This window comes from Arthrobacter sp. KKT183, from assembly GCF_055657625.1.
In genome coordinates, this window is record NZ_CM145770.1 from 2,904,073 (window position 1) to 2,922,475 (window position 18,403).

The following is an 18,403-nucleotide window of genomic DNA, read 5'->3' on the forward strand; positions in this document are numbered from 1 at the left end:
TTCGCAGGATCGTGGGGACATCCCCACGAACCTGCCACGCATCGGCGCTTTTGGCTCAGGCCTGCCACGCATCGGCGCTTTTGGCTCGGACCTGCCACGCCCCGGCGCCTTTGGCCGAGTATCGCCGGCGTTACCGCACGTTACGGCCCGGCATGGCAGGCATGGCGCCGCCGGTGCTACGTTCATTCCGGAGTAACGAGTGCCAGCGCCAAGCCCTGACTTGCTGGACGGCAACCCTCTTTCACGGCGGGGTGCCTCAGGTGACTACTCGGCACAACGATCACATCCCATGATCACCAGCGTGCACAGCGTGAGGAGACACAATGGCACTGCATTCCAACCCCCATCCCCCGGCGAATTCCCGGCCCGGCAACGGCTATGCCGGCAACATCACCGCACGTGATGCGGTGGAACGCGTCAGCAAGGGCGCCGTGCTGGTGGATGTCCGCACTGTCGAGGAATGGCGGAGCGTCGGCGTTCCCGACCTCACCGACGCCGGGACCGTCCCCCTCTTCCTCGAGTGGACGCGCTCCGACGGCAGCCGTAACGTCTCCTTCCTCAACCAGCTGAACGGGCTCAAGGGCCGCGAACTGCTTTTCCTGTGCCGTTCCGGCGTCCGTTCTGTGGCAGCAGCACAGAATGCCACCGCCGCCGGTCACACTGCCTACAACGTGCTGCACGGATTTGAGGCCGACGGCGGCTGGCGCTCCAGCGGCCTCGCCACCACAGTTCATGCAGAAGAAGCCCCAGAGAGCACGGATACGACAGATCACGCAACGACCACAGGACAGACCGCGATCACAGAACGGACCGGCGCTGCCCGTTCGGCAACGGACCGTGGCGACGCCCGTGAATGAGCACACGCCAGTAAGTGAGCCCGCGCCGTCGTCGTTCTCTCCGGCGGCCAGCCGTGAGCCCATCGCGGGGAACGGCGGCTACCCCCGAATCCAACGCCCGGATGACGACGGCGCTGCCTGGTCACCCGATACCCTCGCGGTACGCGGGGGGCTGGCACGGTCCAACTTCGAGGAGACGTCCGAGGCGCTCTTCCTGAACTCGGGCTTTGTGTATTCCTCTGCTGCGGCGGCGGAGGCAGCCTTCACCGGGGACGTCGACCGCTTTGTATACTCCCGGTACGGCAACCCGACTGTCGCCATGTTCCAGGAGCGGCTTCGCCTGCTCGAGGGTGCGGAGGCGTGCTTCGCCACAGCCAGCGGCATGTCTGCCGTCTTCACCGCGCTCGGTGCCCTCCTGGCCTCGGGCGACCGCGTTGTTGCCTCACGCAGCCTCTTCGGCTCGTGCTTCGTCATCCTCAACGAGATTCTGCCGCGCTGGGGAGTGGAGGCTGTCTTCGTGGACGGCTGGGACCTCGGCCAGTGGCAGGAAGCACTGAGCGTTCCCACCACAGCGGTCTTCTTCGAGTCGCCGTCCAATCCGATGCAGGAGATCGTCGATATCCGGGCGGTCGTTGAACTTGGCCATGCGGCCGGAGCGCAGGTCGTCGTCGACAATGTCTTCGCCACACCGCTGCTGCAGCGGTGTACGGAACTGGGTGCCGACGTCGTCGTCTATTCCGGCACCAAACACATCGACGGGCAGGGCCGGGTGCTGGGCGGCGCGATCCTCGGCCGCAGGGAGTTCATCGAGGGTCCGGTGAAGACACTCATGCGGCACACCGGGCCCGCGCTGTCGTCATTCAATGCCTGGACCCTCCTCAAGGGACTGGAAACCCTTTCCCTGCGGGTGAACCACTCCTCGTCCTCGGCGCTGACCCTCGCCCGCTGGCTTGAAGCCCAACCGGCTGTGAACTGGGTCCGTTACCCGTTGCTCGAATCGCACCCGCAGTTTGATCTCGCTGCCGCCCAGATGACAGCCGGCGGCACGGTGGTGACCTTTGAACTGGATGCACCCGAGGGAAAGGCGAAGGAGCGCGCCTTTGCGCTGCTCGATGCCCTGAAAGTCATCGATATCTCCAATAACCTGGGCGATTCAAAGACGCTGATCACCCACCCTGCTACCACCACACACCGCGCCATGGGTCCAGGAGGGCGTGCCGCAATCGGCTTGACCGACGGCGTCATCCGGCTCTCGGTGGGCCTTGAAGACGTAAGCGACCTGCAGACTGATCTGGGCAAGGCACTCACTTCCTGATGTCTGGGTAGCCTCACTCCGTAACCCAAACGATCGTCCAAGGTTTCCCCAAGAAGGCAGGAGCAATCTTGCTGCTGAGGCACACATCGAGTACGTAGTCTGGGCGGGCGTTTTCAACGCACCCCGATGCGCGTCCCACCAAAAGAAACACCTTTGGAAGGGATGTTCCCATGTCTGTCAGCAGGCGCAATTTCCTGGCGATGGGCGGCTTCGGTGCTCTGGCCGCCGCGACCCTCACCGCTCCCCTGGCCTCCATCAGCGCGAAGTCCGCGCCGGTCCTGGACGGCTCAAAGCTCAAGCCCTATCAGCTCGCGTTCACCCGTCCGCCGTTCCTGGCGCCGTACAAGACGGGAATCAACCCGTTGGACGGGAAACCGCAGAACTTCTACAACGTGACCCAGAAGGCTGCGACGGCCTCCCTTGTTCCGGGACTGAAGACACGCATCCTCGGCTACAACGGGATCTTCCCCGGTCCCACCATTTCCATCGATCAGGGCACGCATGCCGTTGTGACGATGCGGAACCAGTTGCCGAAAGCCCATCCCGACTTCGGGACTCCGATGGCAACGTCGACCCACCTGCACGGTTCAGCGTCCCAGCCGCAATACGACGGCTACGCCTCCGACACCACGCTGCCCGGGTTCCGGAAGGACTACCACTACCCCAACTTCCAACCCGCACGCACGCTCTGGTACCACGACCACGGCGTCCATTACACGGCGCAGAACGCATACTCGGGCCTTGTCGCCATGTATCAGATCCACGATCCGGCTGAGCGCGCCTTACTACCGCAGGGCGAATTCGACGTGCCGCTCATGGTGAGCGACATCCAGCTGCGCGCCGACGGAAACGCAAACTATGACGACCACAACCACAGTGGCCTCTGGGGTGACATCAACCTGGTCAACTCGGTCCCCTGGCCGCTCATGAAGGTCAAGCGCCGGATCTACCGCTTCCGGGTGCTGGTCTGCGGCATCTCAAGATCATTCCGGTTCAAGCTCAGCACCGGGGAGCCACTGACAGTCGTGGCGACCGACGGCGGACTCATGCCTCGCGCGATCCCGGTGGCCCAGTACCGGCATGCCAACTCGGAACGCTATGAGGTCCTGATCGATTTCTCAAAGTACAGGGCGGGTCAGCGGATTGAGTTGCAGAACGTTTCCAACCCCAACAACATCGAGTTCGGCAATACCCGCCGGGTCATGGCCTTTGACGTCACGGACGACGCCTTCGACCGCAATGATCCGACTGCGCTGACACTTCCCACAGTCCTCGCTAACAGCAGTCCGATGCAGCTGACCCGGGCGATGGCCAAGGCCACCCGCCGGCTACGGGTGGAGCGCCAGAACGGGGAGTGGAAGATCAACGGTATGAGCTGGGCGGATGTGATCGCGAGCAACTTCCAGAAGGTCATCGCCAATCCTGGTGCCAACGACGTCGAGATCTGGGAAATCGAAAACAAGTCGGGCGGCTGGTTCCATCCCGTGCACATCCACCTGGTTGATTTCCACATCCTCAGCCGGAACGGACAGCGCCCCTTCAGCTATGAGGAGGGCCCGAAGGACGTCATGTACGTGGGTGAGAACGAGACCGTTCAGGCGATCATGCGGTTCGAACACCAGAAAGGCCGCTACATGGTTCACTGCCATAACCTCCCCCATGAGGACCACGACATGATGCTGCAGTTCAGGGTCGGCCTGTTGCAGGGTGAACCGGATCCCAACGACCCCATCACCGCCGCACGCCCGGTCTTCGACAGCCCTGTCGGGTAGCGCGGCGACCTGAAGCTGGGATTCACCTGTGAGTTCTCCCGCAAATTGAACCATCCGGGATAGTTCGTGCGTCTTCCCAGCAGAGGGGTCGAGTGGCCACTCCCATCCCCCGGGTGTCCAGGGGGTGTTTACGGGAGGAATCAACATGAGTAAAGCAATGCGTGTCTTGTTCGCCGTCATCGCCGTTTGCCTGTTGGCGTTGACCGGCTGTGGCGGCTCCACCTCAACCGAGACCGAGACCAGCCCCCCAGCCGCAGAAACCACGCCGGCAGAAGAACCGACAAGCGCTGAGCCCACCGAGGCGGAGACAACGGAGGGGGCTTCCGAGGAACCATCCGGTGAAGCAGCGGCCGGCGGAACCGTCGGAACGCCGCTTGGTGTCGCCGAGACCGACCTGGGTGAGATCGTCGTCGACTCCGAAGGCATGGTGGTCTATTACTTCACCAATGACGAGGCGAATTCCGGGGTGAGCGCCTGTGAGGGCGGCTGCCTTGAAGCTTGGCCGCCGGTGCTCAGCGACAGCGAGACACCCGAAGTGGAAGGCGTTACGGGCGAAGTGGGCACCATTGAAACACCCGAGGGTGAACTGCAGGTCACGATCAACGGCATGCCGATCTACTACTTCGCCGAAGATGAGGCTCCGGGTGACACCAACGGCCAGGGCGTCAACGAGGTGTGGTACGTCGTAGCCCCTGACGGCGAGATGATCCAGTAAGGTAACGGCCGCGGCTAACCGCTCGAGGCCACATCCCGGGCAAGCAGGGCACTCTTGAGGGAGCGCAAAGCGTAGTGCAGACGGGATTTCACGGTCCCTTCCGGTATGGACAGGGACCGTGAAATCTCCGCCGCTGTCTCGCCGCGGAAGTAAAAGTGAAGTACCACGTCGCGGTGTTCAGGCGACAGCTCATTCAGTGCATCCGTCAGCAGCCACGAGGTCAGCAACTGCTCGACCTCGTCATCGGAAGGAGTATCCGGAACCTCGTCCACATCGAACTCGTGGCGGCGGAAACCGCTGCGGAACGAGTCCACCAGGATGTTCCGGGCAACGACAAAGAGCCAGGCACGGATTTCAAGCTCGCTGTGACCGCGCATCACCGGATGCTCCCACGCCCGTAACAGGGTGAGCTGGACCACCTCGTCAGCCAGAAAGGCGTCCGCTGTCAGACGACGGACGAAGCGCCTCAGCGGGCGCAGGTGGTTGTCCCTGATCACGCTCAGCCAGTCAGCCTGTCCATCGGCCATGTTCGTTCCCCACGTTCGACATCACACCGCAGTACCTACCCATTGAGACGATGGAACGTTGGGAAAAGCCTGCGCTTTTCGAAACGCTGCCTCCATGATGCACCCCCGGAGCGCATCCGGAACAGGGGCCTGCTAGCCGAAAATGAAGTTCCAGGTGCCGGCGAGGACCGCCGCGGTCACGGCGCTCGCTGCGATCAGCACGCCCACCAGGACAACGACGACGTCCACTCGGCTGAAGGTGCTTTCCCTGGCCCAGGTGCGCGGTCCGGCTCCGAAACCACGAGCCTCCATGGCCACAGCCAGCCGGGTGGCCCTGCGGATGGCCTGGACCATAAGCCCGAACGCCTGCCCCAGAAAATGCCCGAACCGCGCTGCCGGGTTCCCCTCATGCCCTACGCCGCGGGCGTGCCTGGCGAGGCCCAATGTGCGCCATTCGTCGAACAGCAAGCCGACCAGCCGCATTCCGGCGAGTGCTCCCAGCACAAACCGGTGCGGCGCCTTCAGCCGCTGCGCCAGGGCATCGGCAAGGTCCGTCGGGTCGGTGGTGGTCAGGAGAAACAGCCCGGGCAGCGCGATTGCGAGCCCACGTAGGCCAATCGCGAGCCCGGCGTTGACTGAATCTTGCGTGAATAGAACGGGCCCGAACTCGAGAAGAACGCGTCCGGTCTTTTCAGCCAGTAGCGCGGTGCCGTAAGCGGCGACCACCGCCGCGATAACAAACGGCCACGTCCTCAGGAAGAGCTTCCGCACGCTGATGCCCAGCAGCGGGAGCAGCAGCAGTTCACTGCCAAGGACGACGCCGGCACTCACCCAGTCCACGCTCAGCATCACGACGACGGTGATCACCACAGCCGCGAAGAGCTTCGAGAGCGGATTGGCCCGCGGAAGCACCGTTCCGGTGATGGTGGGATTCACCACGTTCATGCTCACGCCGCCGCCTCCAGCGTTGCGGACGTACCGTCAACGGCCGCAATGCGGCTTCCGAGCGCTGCCGTGTACTCGCGGTCATGCGTCACCGAAACCACGCAGGTCCCCCCGTGGATGAGTTCCACCAGCAGGGTTACCAGCTCCGCCCAGGTGTTGGCGTCCTGGCCGAAGGTCGGCTCGTCCAGGATGAGGATGTCCGGGTTGGTGGCGAGCATGGTGGCAACGGACAGCCGTCGCTTTTCACCGCCGGACAGCGTGAACGGATTCGCTTTCAGCAGCCCCGTGAGCCGGAGCCGCTCGGCGATGGGGTCAATCCGCCGTCGTACCTCTTCCTCGGTAAGCCGGGCCACCCTGCGCGGGCCGAACTCCAGTTCCTCACGCACTGTGTTGGTGAGGAACTGGTGTTCGGGCTCCTGGAAAACCGTGCCGATCCGGTTGACCAGGTCGGCGGACTTCCACTCATATGGTGTCGCGCCGGCGCTGCGGGCGAGCGGCTCCAGAGCTGTCAGTCCGCCTCCCCGGGGGCGGAGCAGCCCGGCGAGAGTGAGCGCGAGCGTCGATTTCCCGGCACCGTTGGGCCCCAACACGCTGACTGCTTCCTGCCGTCGCAGAGTGAGGTCAACGCCGCTGAGAACTGCCGGTCCACGCTTGGTGCGCGCAACGGACAGCCCGGACGCCTGCAGCAGGTCCGTTCCGGAGCCGGTACGAACTGTTGGTGTCTCCGGCCGGTAACCCGGCACCCAGACTCCTGCCTCAATAAGCCTGGCCCGCGTGGATTCGTGCCGGAGCACTGTAGCCGGAGCACCATCGGCGAGGATGCCGCCGTCCGAATCGAGCACCACTACCCGATCAACGACGTCAGCCCAGATCTCAACTCGGTGCTCCACCACAACGAGCGTCGCCGAGGTTCGGTTGAGTACGCGGAGAACGGCATCACGCACTTCCAGTACTCCGGCAGGATCCAGGTTGGCGGTCGGCTCGTCAAGGAGCAGCAACCCGGGTTGCATCGCGAGGACTGCTGCAAGCGCCAGCCGCTGCTTCTGACCGCCGGACAGCGCGGTGGTGGAGGAATTCAGCGGGACATCGAGGCCGACGTCGTCCAGCGACTGGCGTACGCGTGGCCAGATTTCGTTCCGCGGCACGGCCAGGTTTTCGGCACCGAACGCCACTTCGTCGCCGACCCGGGCGAGCACCAGTTGGCTGTCCGGGTCCTGGAGCACCAGCCCGGAGCGGCCTCGTGAGTCAGCCGGGCTGACGCCGTCGATAGTGAGTTCGCCGGCCTGCTCGCCCTCGTCCTGATCTCCCAGGACGCCGGCGAGTCCATGCAGCAGTGTGGACTTTCCGGCGCCGGAAGCGCCGAGGAGGAGGACACGCTGACCCGGCTCGATCGTCAGGTCGATGTTTCGGACGGCCCAGCGTGTTCGTCCGGGGTGGCGCCAGCCCCAGCCCTTCGCTGTGATCGACGCCGGGACGGGCTCAGCGACGGCGGTCATGCTAGACGTCTGCCGTGCGGCCTGCGGCAAACGCGGACAGGGCACCGGTCTTTGCAAGGCCGCGCGTGGCAAGCCACGGCAGCAGACCGGCGAGCACAACACCGGAAATGGCGGCGAAGACTCCGTACATCAACTTGTAGTCCAAGGTCCACTCGACGTTGTACATGATGTTTTCGCTGATGGCGAGGGCAAGTCCGGCGCCCAGACCTGCGAGCAGAGCTACGCCGAGGTTCCAGCGTTTGTAGAGGAACAGTGCGAAAATCAGTTCCGCGCCAATGCCCTGGACCAGCCCGGAGAGAAGGACCGCCATGCCGAACTGCGTTCCGATCAGCGCAGACACGGCCGCCGCAAGTACCTCGCAGTAGATGGCAGCGCCTGGCTTGCGAATGATGAGTCCGCCCAGCACCCCGGCAATGAGCCAGCCGCCTGAGTACAGCCCGGCGAGAGGCGGAAAGGCAGCTGTTACCGCGGCAATGCCGCTGTAACCGGCGGACCAGGCGAAGAAGATGACGCCCACGGCCACCGCGATGACCGAGGCGACCACAATATCGACGACACGCCACTCATAGCGGCGCCGGGATTGGGACGGGGTAATGCTTTGTGTTGCAGTCATGATTGTTGATCCTCCTGGGTACAGGAGGGGAAGGCTTTCCGGCAGGACGCCGTGAAGCCTCGAGAACTCGACTCCCTTCGCCGGTACTAACCGGATCAGGTTCGAGGGTCTGCGGTGATCCGCACTCTCAGCGCCCACCACCTACGTGGTTGCGCTCCCCTGTCGTTGTTTGAGCGATACCAACTCTACACCGGGGGCCGTGCCGGGGCCGTCGTCGTAATTGTGGTTGTCCCTGGATGACCCACGGACCCTCCATGGATCACCGCTATAACGCTAGGCTGGGACCAAAGCCAAGCCGACTGAAAGAGGCACCATGAACACGATTTTCAAACTGATGGGCGTTGGACTGGGCATCGGAGCGGGCCTCGTGGGCACGCAACTGGTGGACTTCATCTGGAAGCGTGCCACCGGGAACGAGCCACCGAAGGACAAAGAGGGTCTGGAGAACAGCCTCCGGTCGGCGCTGGCGTTCGCCGTGATCTCGGGTTCGGTCAGCACCACCATCCGCGTGCTCACCAACCGCACCACGCAGCGGGCCATCCACCGCTACGAGCGCACCCGCCACCTCACCTAGGCCACTCCTTTGCAGGCCTGTGGATAAGTCCGGTTGACTTGTCCTGCACATTGGTGGTTTTCGGTCGCGGTTAGTACACGTGTTCGATAAAATTTTGGGTATGGCCGTCGCACTGCTCGAACCCCGCCCGGAGGACACGTCTCTCCTGGATGGAATGCGTTCGGACCTACAGGTCTTTGCGCAGCAGCTGGAATCGACATACCTGACGCTTAGCCCGCAGGAGGCCGCGGTGACCCTGGTGGAGGTCGAGCAGCTCTCCAACCTGGTCGATCACTTGCAGACTGTGGTTGCCCGTGCCGCTGAGGACCACCAACTCGCTACCGTTGACGCCCTAGATCCGTACAAGAACACTGCGGACTATTTGCGGGCGAAAATCGGTATCAGCCGCTCCGAAGCCAACCGCCGGTTACGCCTCGGACACGACGTCCTGCCCGAGGTTCCCGGGCCGGGAGCCGCGCTCGTGCCCACCCTGGGCGTGCTGGCTGAAGCCACCAGTGCCGGAGCGGTGAGCAGCCGTGCTGCGACCATCATCCGCAACGCCGTACACCGGGTGTCCGCCGTCGCGACCGGCCGTGAGCTGGATGCCATGGAGGAGCACCTGGTCCGCCAGGCCGTTGAGTCCGACGAAGACGTCCTACGGGCCCTCGCCCAACGCTGGGAAGACATCATCGACCAGGACGGCACCGAGCCCACCGAAAAAACCCTGCGTGCCAGGCAGGGTGTGTTCCTGCGCGGTAGGCGCCACGGCCTGCACTTCATGGAAATCGGCGCCACCGACGAACAATACGAACACCTCATCACCGTCATGAACACCGCCACCAACCCCAGAACTCAGGGCACCGTTTCAGCGCCCGACGAGCCGACCCGTGAACAGAACCTGCTCGACGGGCTGGTTTCAGCATGCCGGATCGCACTGGCAGGTGATGGTCTTCCAGCGACCGGAGGACACCGACCCCAGGTAATGGTCACCATCAACTACCGCGACCTCCTGAACGACCTGACAAGCAGCGGAAACGTCGGACACGGTGGACATGACGGGCATTCGGTCTTCGCCCAACAGATAAGTGCCCGCAGCATCCGCAAACTCGCCTGCGACGCCGACATCCTCCCGCTCGTCCTCGGCGGGAAGGGTCAGGTCTTGGACATCGGCCGCACCCAACGTCTCTTCCCACCGCATCTGCGACGGGCACTGGTCGCACGCGACAAGGGCTGCGCGTTCCCCGACTGCACCACGCCCGCAACCTGGTGCGAAGCCCACCACATCATTCCCTGGGCTGCAGGCGGGACCACCAACATCAGCGACGGCGTGCTGCTCTGCACCCGACACCACCACCAGATCCACGAAGGAAACTGGACAGTCACATCAGTCCACGGAATCCCCTGGTTCACACCACCCAAATACCACGACCCGCAACGAACACCCAGACGCAACCGCTACTGGCAAGTAGAACAAGCCATCCACAACCACCTCGCGCGCTCTGACACCGGCACGAGCTCCAACGCGTCCAGGAGCACCCGCACCCACATCGGCACCGATGCCGGCACCGATGCCGGCGCCGGCACCCACATGGCACCACCGTGATCAGCGGCAATGTTGCGGCAGCCAGTAACTTACTGGCTCGAGCCTACTCGCCGGACGCACGGTCCCCGGCCTCACGGCGCCGGGTGGCCGCGTGTTCCACGACATCATCAAGGTCGTCCATGCTGAGCAGGTCCTTGCGCAGGTGCTTGGTGCGGTACCCGGCGCGTCCCACCATGTGTGCCGACACCGGCGCAGTGAGCAACTGGAAGATCCAGCAGACGATCAGGACGGGCACAACTGACCAGGAGCGCTGTTGCACCGCGATGGCCAACAGGAACAACAACAGTCCCAGCACCTGGGGTTTGGTTGCCGCGTGCATGCGGCTCAGCAGGTCAGGAAACCGCAACAGTCCGACGGCTGCAGCCAGCGACATGAGCGCTCCACCGAGAAGCAAAACGGCGGTCAGGACATCCAGGGCAGCATCCATCAGCGGCTCACTTCTTTTCCGTGACGAACCGGGCGACCGTCACCGAAGCAATAAATCCGACGACGGACGTTGCCACGAGGATCACGAGGCTGTTGGTGTGCCCGTTGAAGACCATGTCAGCAGCGAGCGCGCCACCTACGATCGCGAGCAGAACGTCAACGGCCAGCACCCGGTCGAGGATCGAAGGACCACGCGCCACCCGGTAAATGGCGCACAACGCCGAGACTCCGAGGATTACAGCGATGATTCCGAGAATCACGTTCACGGGTGTCCCCTTCCGTCGAGGTGGTGCGGCGCATCGGTGCCGAGCAGCGCCAGGTCCTCCCGGGTGCCCATGACCCGGATTAGCCATTCCTCGGTACGCCGGGCGTTCTGGCGCACCTTCTCGGCGTCGTCCCTGGTAGTGACATTCAGGCAGTGCAGATACAGCGTGGATGTGGAGCGGTCCACCTCCACCACCAGGGATCCCGGAATCAGGGAAAGGACATGCCCGGTCGCGGTGACCAGCAGGTCGGACGGACTGCGCAAGCGCACAGCCACAACTGCGTTCTGCAGCTTCGGGCCCCGGGTGAGTGCCAGCCAGAATACCTGAAAGCTTGCCAGCACCAACTGGTGCAGGAACCGTCCGGCGAATCCGACGGCATAGAGCACGTTGAACCGCCCACTGAGCTCAACTGGCGGGAGATACAGCAGGTTGGCGACAGCAAACGCGATGATCGCTCCGAACACGATGTTTCCCAGGCTGAAGTCCTGCCAGAGCGCTCCCCATACGATGACGAGCCAGACCAGCAGCGGCAGTTCGACCCGGAGCGGGATCTTTTGTCTGGAAATCATGGGGTTGCTCCTGCCGCTTCGGTGGCCGCTTCGGTAGCGCCTTCGCCCAGGACAGCGTCAATATAGGGTGTCCGCTCAAGCATCTGCTGTGCCGCCTGGTCACTGAGGGCAAACAGCGGACCTCCCAACAGGGTCAGGCTGACGCCCAGCAGCACCAGCCCGGCAGTAGCGCCAACCATGCTGCGGGGCAACAGGTTCACGGCAGTCCGGCCCGCAAATTTTCCGGTGCTATGCCCTGAAACCCTCCGTGAGGTTCGAACGGCTGAGCCGTCGGCTGACGTTGCCATCAGGATGGGATCGGGGTGGGTTGCATCCTCCGGCCGGCGCCAGAAGGCCCGGTTCCACACCCGTGCAATCACCAGCAGCGTCAGCAGGCTCGTCAGCACTCCCGCACCCACAAGCACATACGCCAAAGGCGTTCCCAGTTCCACACCGGCCTGCAGCAGTCCCAGCTTGCCAAGGAAGCCGGAAAACGGCGGAATGCCGGCCAGGTTCATGCCCGGAACAAAGAACAAGAGAGCCAGTAGCGGGGAGATTTTCGCGAGTCCACCCAGCCGGTCCATGTTGGCCGTCCCACCCCGACGTTCAATCAGCCCGGTCACGAGGAACAGGCTGGTCTGCACAATGATGTGGTGCGCAACGTAGTACACCGCCGCTCCCAGACCGATAACCGTCGAAATGGCGAGCCCGAAGACCATGTAACCGATATGGCTGACCAGCGTGAAAGAGAGCATACGTTTGATGTCCGACTGCGCCAGCGCACCAAGGATTCCGACGATCATGGTGAGCATCGCAACCACCATCAGCAGCGTGTTGATGCGGTCTCCGGGAAACAGAAGGGTTTCGGTCCGGACCATGGCGTACACGCCAACCTTCGTCAGCAAACCCGCAAACACAGCGGTGACGGGCGCAGGGGCAGTCGGATAGGAGTCAGGGAGCCAAAAGGACAACGGGAAGATCGCAGCCTTGATGCCGAAAGCGACCAGCAGCATCAGGTGCAGGATCATCTGCGTTCCGTGATCAATGTCCGCAAGCTTCAGCGCAAGGTCCGCCATATTGATGGTGCCGGTAGCCGCATAGATCATTCCAATACTGATGAGGAACAGCATCGATGACACCACACTGACGACGACGTAGGTCACCCCCGCACGGATGCGCGGCGTGGTGCCTCCGAGGGTCATGAGCACGTAACTTGCGGTCAGCAGGATCTCGAATCCCACGTACAGATTGAACAGGTCACCTGCGAGGAACGCATTGGAGACCCCTGCCACCAGAATCAGGTAGGTCGGATGGAAGATCGAGATGGGACCGTCTTCGTCCCCGTCTGTCATTCCCTGGCCCGTGGCATAGATCAGGACTGCCAGGCTGACTGCGGAGGACACCACGAGCATCAGGGCAGAAAACTGATCCACAACCATCGTGATGCCGAACGGCGCCGCCCAATTGCCGATGAAGACCGCCGTGGTGCCTTTCCCGCTGGTGTCGATCAGCAGGAAGATCTCGATCAGGAGGGTCACACACAATGTTGTGATGCTGACGGCCCGCTGGGAACGCGAATGCCGGATAAGCACGAACGCCAGTGCCGCTCCGAGAAACGGAAGAACGACGGCCAGGGGCGCAAGATTTGCTATGTTCATCGCCCCTCCGTCCGTGGTTTGTTTGCTCTTCTGGCGGTTGCCGTACGTTGGGCGCCCGGTGCTTCTTCGGCTTCCTCAACCGGCGTAAATTCTGTGGTCTCGATGGGCACCTCGGCGTCGTCTTCGGCGTCAAAGCTGCTCTGCGACGCCACTCGCCGGTCTTCAATGTCATCCTGCACTTCGTCCTGGCGTCCGAGGACCCACGAACGGTAGATGATGCCGAGCATGAAGGCGGTGACGGCGAAGGAAATCACGATGGAGGTAAGGATCAAGGCCTGTGGTAGGGGATCGCTATATTCCTCGGCCGGAATATCAGCCGAGTACAGCGGCGCCTTGCCCGCGGCTCCACCGCCGGCCAGGAGCAGCATGTTCGCTCCATTGGTGAGCATGATCAGCCCGAGCAGTACCCGGGTCAGGCTCCGCTCGAGCAGCAGATAGATCCCGGCAGCAAAGAGCGCACCCATGATGACAAGCAGCGTGATGTTGACGCTCACTGAGCCACCCCTTCTTCCGGGTCCCTGGTCTTCGTCTGCGACGTCTTTGCCTCCGAGGTTTTCGCCTCAGGCGTCTTCGTCGGTTCAGGCGTTCCTGCATCGATGGTTGCGGTGACGCCTTCGCTGCGTTCGTCGATCTCGGAGCCCAGGCTGCGCAGCACGTCAAGCACCAGTCCGACCACCACCAGGTAGACCCCGATGTCGAAGATGGTCGACGTCACGAACTTGATGTCCCCGAATACGGGCCAGGTTGTCTCGATGATCGCGCTCTGAAACACCTCACCGCCCAGGAACACCGGCACGATAGCCGTCAGCGCCGCCGTTGCAAGACCTCCGCCAAGGAGCAGGCCGGCACTGATCGGCGTAGCCTCAGCCAGTTCAAAGCGGCCGCCGGCGAGGTAGCGGATGGTCAGGGCCAGCCCTGCCATCAGTCCGCCGGCAAACCCACCGCCCGGAAGGTTGTGCCCGGCAAGCAGAAGGTAGATCGAGAAAATGATCACCGAGTGGAAGAGCAGACGGGTAATCACCTCGAAGATGATGGAGCGTCGTTCCGGTGCAAGGGTCCGGCCCGCAACCAGCCAGGCATCGTTCGCGGAGCTCGCGAACTTCTTGGCCAGTTCCAAGGCTGCGGCCTCCCTACCGTACGCGTCGATCGGTTCCTTGCCCCGCCCGACCGTACCGCTCTTGACGCCGTCCGCCCGCACTCTTCCGTCGCCACGGCCACGAATGAAAATCAGGCTGGCGACTCCGGTCGCAGCGATCGCGAGCACACTGATTTCGCCGAAGGTGTCCCATGCCCGGATGTCCACGAGAGTGACGTTGACGATGTTGGCGCCTCCGCCGTCGTCGTAAGCAAGCGAGGGAAAGCTCAGCGAGATGGGTTCCGCCACCCGGGAAGCCATCGCCGACATCGCGATCGCCACCATCACCGAGCCGAAGGAGATGCCCAGGACCGCGCGGAGGAGCCGGTATTTGCGGCCAGGGGCCCGCTGCCACAGGCGCGCTGGGAGGGACCGCAACGCGAGGACGAATGCAACCAGAACGATCGTCTCGACCAGCAGTTGGGTCAGCGCCAGGTCCGGAGCGCCCTGCAGCGCGAAGATCAGCGCGATCCCGTAACCGGTGACACCCACCATGATCACGGCCATGAATCGCTTGGTCGCCCGAAGCGCAGCAATCGCGCCAAGGATGATAACGACGCCGGCAATGAGCTGGGCCGGCGAGTCCGCCAGGTACCAGTGCTGCGGAACCGGTGCATCAAAGAAGATCAGGGCGCTCAGCGGCGTGATAATCGCCATCGTGAGGATGACAAACAGGTAGAACGCCAGCGAACCTCGCTGAGTTCGGCCGGTGAGCCAGACCGCCACGTCATCGAGCACACCGATAACGGCCTTGTAGTTCCGCTCGGCGTCGATGTCGGGGGCAACCCTGGTCTGAAGCCGTTCGAAGCGATCACGCAGCAGGAAGAGCGTCAGGCCGCCCGCGATCGACAGCAGGGACAGGAACAACGCCGGCGTGACGCCGTGCCAGAGCAGCAGGTGGGGAGTCTCCTCGCCCGCCGGAAAGGTGCTGAGGTAGGGCTGGATCGCCGAGTCGAGCGGCGTCGGCCACAGCCCAAAGACGACCGATGCACCGGCCAGCAGCGCCGGAGCGAACAGGAAGGACGGCTCAACCCGTTTGAATGGCGTTGGGTTCGCTGACTTCCTGGCGAAACCACCCCAGATAAAGCGGGCGCTGTACGCGAAGGTCAGCATGGAGCCCAGAACAATTCCGACGAGCATCACCATGCCTGCCGGCCCCTCCTCCGCCCGGTGGACAAATGCCTCGAAGACGGATTCCTTGGCCACGAACCCCAGGAGCGGAGGTATTCCGGCCATTGACGCGGCCGCGAGAACAGCGATCACGGCAAGCACCGGCGCAGACCGGCCGATCCCGCACAACTTCCGGATGTCACGGGTACCGGACTGGTGATCGATGATGCCGACCACGAGAAAGAGCGTCGCCTTGAAGAACCCGTGGGCAAGCAGGAGCCCCAGTCCGGCAAGCGCAGCTTCCTGGCCACCCAGGCCAACAACGATGGTCAGGAAACCCAGCTGGCTCACGGTGCCGTAGGCGAGAAGGAGCTTCAGGTCATGCTGGCGCAGGGCGCGCCACCCGCCGAAGATCATCGTTGCGAGACCGAGGCTCAGGACGATCGGCGGCCACAGCAGTGTGTCGGAAAACCCAGGCGCAAACCGGGCAATGAGATAGATGCCGGCTTTCACCATTGCGGCAGCATGCAGGTAGGCACTGACCGGCGTGGGTGCTGCCATGGCGCTGGGAAGCCAGAAATGGAATGGCACCAATGCGGATTTGGAGAGCGCACCTACAAGGATCAGGACGATCGCCGTCTCCACTGCAGGGCCGGTGAGCGAGTCTGCACGCGCAAGGATGTCCGAGAGCCGGTAGGTCCCGGCTGACTGCCCCAGAACGATGAGGCCCACGAGCATGGCCAGCCCGCCGAGCGTGGTCACAATGAGCGCCTGCAGCGCAGCACGCCTCGCGGAGAGGCGATGCCTCGAGTATCCGATCAGTAAGTAGGACAGAACTGTTGTCAGTTCCCAGAAGATGAACAAGAGGATGAGGTCATCGGCGATGACCAGGCCGAACATGGCCCCCGCGAAGGCAAGCAGCTGTGCGCCGAACGGACCGATGTCGGCGTCGTCCTGCTTGAAGTAGCGCGCACAGTAGAACAGCACCAGAGACCCGACGCCGAGAACAAGGATGCTGAGCACCGCGGCCAGCGCGTCCATGCGGAAGGCCAGTTCCAGTTGAAGCTGGGGAATCCAGGGGACGACCACGGACGGCGGTGCGTTGGGTTGGCCGTTGCCGCTGAGCTGGTCCGCGTCGATGTAATCGGCGAAGGTCACCAGCAGCCACACGAATCCCGCTGCAGGTACCGCAGCAAGGAGATAGAAGGCCGAGCGGCCCATCAGGCGGAAGATCAAGGGCGCTATTGCGGCCACCGCGAAGAGGGCGATGAGCACGGATAGCACGATGATCTCCTGATCTCTCAGAGTGAGACGGTCAGCTGACGGTCAAGGGCATGTGTCTATTCTACCCGTGGCATACTCGACGCTGCCTCCCGGTTCTGCCCAGCGCACAAGTCGCCGGCAAGGGAATAAAAGCGGCCCTCACCCAGTTGTTGGTCCGCAGCGGATAGCATGCAGCCTATGAGCACGGACTCCCAACACCCCCCTGGACGACTCCTTTCCAAGCCCGTGCTTGCGTGGGCTTCATGGGACTGGGGGTCAGCGGCTTTCAATGCAGTCATGACCACCTTCGTCTTCACCGTCTATCTCACGTCCGACGCCTTCGGTGGGGAAACCTACGCATCGGAGGTTCTCGGTTGGGGCCTGGCAGTTGCCGGCCTGCTCATTGCGCTCCTCGCGCCCGTAACGGGTCAACGCTCAGATGTGGGCGGTCGCCGCAAACTCTGGCTGGGCGTGAACAGCCTGGCCGTCGCGGCATTGACCGCCCTGTGTTTCTTCGTCTTTCCGCGGCCTGAACTACTGATCCTCGGCGTTGCGCTGATCGCGGCCGCAAATATCTTCTTTGAGTTCGCCGGCGTCAACTACAACGCCATGCTCGCGCAGATTTCCACCCCGTCCAGCGTGGGACGGGTCAGCGGGTTCGGGTGGGCAATGGGATATGTGGGCGGCATTGTGGCCCTGGTGATCGTTCTGGTCGCTTTTGTCCAGCCGGTTTTCGACTGGTTCGGGTCCAGCACCGAGGGAGCGTTGAACATCCGATTGGTCGCTGTGTTCTCCGCTCTTTGGTTTCTTGCCTTCGCACTCCCGGTGATGTTCGCGGTTCCTGAAGTCCCCCGCCAGCGACAGGCCGACCGCCTGAGTTTCCTCGCCTCCTACGGATTACTCTTCCGGCGCATCAAGGCGATTTACCGGACCAGCCCGCACACCATCTTCTTCCTGCTCGCGAGCGCCATCTTCCGTGACGGATTGGCGGCGGTGTTCACTTTCGGCGGCATCATCGCTGCCGGAACATTCGGTTTCGAACTCAGCGAAGTTATTCTGTTCGCCATCGTGGGTAATGTCATCGCTGCAATCGGTGCAGTGATCGGCGGCTACTTCGATGACCGCGTCGGTCCCAAGATGGTCATCATCGTGTCGCTGATCGGTCTCCTGGTCGCGGGCACCGCCGTGATGGTCCTTGGAGCGGCAGATCAGCAGATGTTCGGGTTGAGCTGGAGCGGAGATACGACGTTCTGGATCTTCGGGCTCCTGCTCACCCTGTTTGTGGGTCCGGCACAGGCCTCTTCCCGCGCCTACCTGGCACGCCTGTCACCACGGGGTGAGGAGGGCGAGATGTTCGGGCTGTATGCCACCACCGGCCGTGCGGTGAGCTTCCTGGCTCCGGCACTGTTCTCCCTCTTCATCGGCATCTTCGGGGAACAGCGGTTCGGGATCCTCGGCATTCTGGTGGTGTTGCTGGCCGGCCTGCTGGTACTGCTCCCGGTGAAGCCGCCCGCAAAGGTGACTCCCGCCGTCGTTCCTGCTCCGTAGCCCCGCTGGTTTTGAAGCGCGGACGCACGTCCGCGCTTCACAGCACGTCCCGCGCTGCGAAGCACGTCCGGCGCTGCGAAGCCCGCTCAGCAGGA

Annotated in this window: 17 protein-coding genes and 2 riboswitches; of the genes, 7 read left to right on the top strand and 10 right to left on the bottom strand. The window is 63.2% G+C overall.

The window, feature by feature from the left end:
- Window positions 1–191 precede the first annotated feature (191 nt).
- Window positions 192–317, top strand: a riboswitch (SAM riboswitch).
- Between the two features lie 6 nt (window positions 318–323).
- The 4 genes from ACZ2GY_RS13790 (at window position 324) to ACZ2GY_RS13805 (ending at window position 4,638) form a co-directional block, all read left to right on the top strand.
- A complete protein-coding gene (locus ACZ2GY_RS13790; RefSeq protein WP_277357374.1) occupies window positions 324–857 on the top strand; it encodes a rhodanese-like domain-containing protein in 534 nt (177 codons plus the stop codon).
- Window positions 858–945: 88 nt separating this feature from the next.
- Window positions 946–2,151: an O-succinylhomoserine sulfhydrylase gene (locus ACZ2GY_RS13795; protein WP_471673598.1), complete on the top strand. Its 1,206-nt coding sequence runs from the start codon at window positions 946–948 to the stop codon at window positions 2,149–2,151.
- Window positions 2,152–2,321: 170 nt separating this feature from the next.
- Window positions 2,322–3,923, top strand: a complete 1,602-nt coding sequence (locus ACZ2GY_RS13800; protein WP_471672144.1) for a multicopper oxidase family protein — start codon at window positions 2,322–2,324, stop codon at window positions 3,921–3,923.
- A 145-nt stretch (window positions 3,924–4,068) separates the two neighbouring features.
- Complete coding sequence (locus ACZ2GY_RS13805) at window positions 4,069–4,638, top strand: COG4315 family predicted lipoprotein (protein ID WP_082565800.1); 570 nt, start codon at window positions 4,069–4,071, stop codon at window positions 4,636–4,638.
- 14 nt (window positions 4,639–4,652) lie between these two features.
- Here the strand turns inward: ACZ2GY_RS13805 and ACZ2GY_RS13810 are convergent, their stop codons facing one another.
- From ACZ2GY_RS13810 to ACZ2GY_RS13825, 4 genes are all read right to left on the bottom strand, one after another.
- Window positions 4,653–5,165 carry a sigma-70 family RNA polymerase sigma factor gene (locus ACZ2GY_RS13810; protein ID WP_056543299.1) on the bottom strand — a complete coding sequence of 171 codons (513 nt, stop codon included), beginning with the start codon at window positions 5,163–5,165 and terminating at the stop codon, window positions 4,653–4,655.
- Between the two features lie 132 nt (window positions 5,166–5,297).
- The gene (locus ACZ2GY_RS13815; RefSeq protein WP_277357463.1) at window positions 5,298–6,089 is read right to left on the bottom strand and encodes an energy-coupling factor transporter transmembrane component T family protein; all 792 of its coding nucleotides are present in this window, start codon (window positions 6,087–6,089) and stop codon (window positions 5,298–5,300) included.
- A 2-nt stretch (window positions 6,090–6,091) separates the two neighbouring features.
- Window positions 6,092–7,585: an ABC transporter ATP-binding protein gene (locus ACZ2GY_RS13820; RefSeq protein ID WP_471672145.1), complete on the bottom strand. Its 1,494-nt coding sequence runs from the start codon at window positions 7,583–7,585 to the stop codon at window positions 6,092–6,094.
- Window position 7,586: 1 nt separating this feature from the next.
- Window positions 7,587–8,198 (bottom strand): ECF transporter S component, encoded by a 612-nt coding sequence (locus ACZ2GY_RS13825; protein WP_056543290.1) that lies wholly within the window; start codon window positions 8,196–8,198, stop codon window positions 7,587–7,589.
- 55 nt (window positions 8,199–8,253) lie between these two features.
- Window positions 8,254–8,369: riboswitch (TPP riboswitch) on the bottom strand.
- A 142-nt stretch (window positions 8,370–8,511) separates the two neighbouring features.
- On the opposite strand from ACZ2GY_RS13825, the gene ACZ2GY_RS13830 reads away from it, so the two are divergent.
- Both ACZ2GY_RS13830 and ACZ2GY_RS13835 read left to right on the top strand, forming a co-directional pair.
- Complete coding sequence (locus tag ACZ2GY_RS13830; RefSeq protein WP_056543288.1) at window positions 8,512–8,772, top strand: DUF4235 domain-containing protein; 261 nt, start codon at window positions 8,512–8,514, stop codon at window positions 8,770–8,772.
- 100 nt (window positions 8,773–8,872) lie between these two features.
- Window positions 8,873–10,354 carry an HNH endonuclease signature motif containing protein gene (locus ACZ2GY_RS13835; protein ID WP_471672146.1) on the top strand — a complete coding sequence of 494 codons (1,482 nt, stop codon included), beginning with the start codon at window positions 8,873–8,875 and terminating at the stop codon, window positions 10,352–10,354.
- Between the two features lie 43 nt (window positions 10,355–10,397).
- Here the strand turns inward: ACZ2GY_RS13835 and mnhG are convergent, their stop codons facing one another.
- The 6 genes from mnhG to ACZ2GY_RS13865 are packed head-to-tail and all read right to left on the bottom strand — an operon-like array spanning window position 10,398 to window position 16,781.
- A complete protein-coding gene (gene mnhG, locus ACZ2GY_RS13840; protein WP_346027357.1) occupies window positions 10,398–10,781 on the bottom strand; it encodes a monovalent cation/H(+) antiporter subunit G in 384 nt (127 codons plus the stop codon).
- A gap of 7 nt (window positions 10,782–10,788) precedes the next feature.
- A complete protein-coding gene (locus tag ACZ2GY_RS13845) occupies window positions 10,789–11,046 on the bottom strand; it encodes an MrpF/PhaF family protein (RefSeq protein ID WP_056544404.1) in 258 nt (85 codons plus the stop codon).
- Window positions 11,043–11,612 carry a Na+/H+ antiporter subunit E gene (locus ACZ2GY_RS13850; RefSeq protein ID WP_471673599.1) on the bottom strand — a complete coding sequence of 190 codons (570 nt, stop codon included), beginning with the start codon at window positions 11,610–11,612 and terminating at the stop codon, window positions 11,043–11,045. The genes ACZ2GY_RS13845 and ACZ2GY_RS13850 overlap by 4 nt, the downstream gene beginning before the upstream one ends.
- The gene (locus ACZ2GY_RS13855; protein WP_277357380.1) at window positions 11,612–13,252 is read right to left on the bottom strand and encodes a Na+/H+ antiporter subunit D; all 1,641 of its coding nucleotides are present in this window, start codon (window positions 13,250–13,252) and stop codon (window positions 11,612–11,614) included. Before ACZ2GY_RS13855 ends, ACZ2GY_RS13850 begins: the two co-directional genes overlap by 1 nt.
- Window positions 13,249–13,746, bottom strand: coding sequence for a Na(+)/H(+) antiporter subunit C (locus tag ACZ2GY_RS13860; RefSeq protein WP_277357381.1), 498 nt, complete (start codon window positions 13,744–13,746; stop codon window positions 13,249–13,251). The genes ACZ2GY_RS13855 and ACZ2GY_RS13860 overlap by 4 nt, the downstream gene beginning before the upstream one ends.
- Complete coding sequence (locus ACZ2GY_RS13865) at window positions 13,743–16,781, bottom strand: Na+/H+ antiporter subunit A (protein WP_471672147.1); 3,039 nt, start codon at window positions 16,779–16,781, stop codon at window positions 13,743–13,745. Before ACZ2GY_RS13865 ends, ACZ2GY_RS13860 begins: the two co-directional genes overlap by 4 nt.
- A gap of 168 nt (window positions 16,782–16,949) precedes the next feature.
- On the opposite strand from ACZ2GY_RS13865, the gene ACZ2GY_RS13870 reads away from it, so the two are divergent.
- The gene (locus ACZ2GY_RS13870; RefSeq protein WP_471672148.1) at window positions 16,950–18,308 is read left to right on the top strand and encodes an MFS transporter; all 1,359 of its coding nucleotides are present in this window, start codon (window positions 16,950–16,952) and stop codon (window positions 18,306–18,308) included.
- Window positions 18,309–18,403 lie beyond the last annotated feature (95 nt).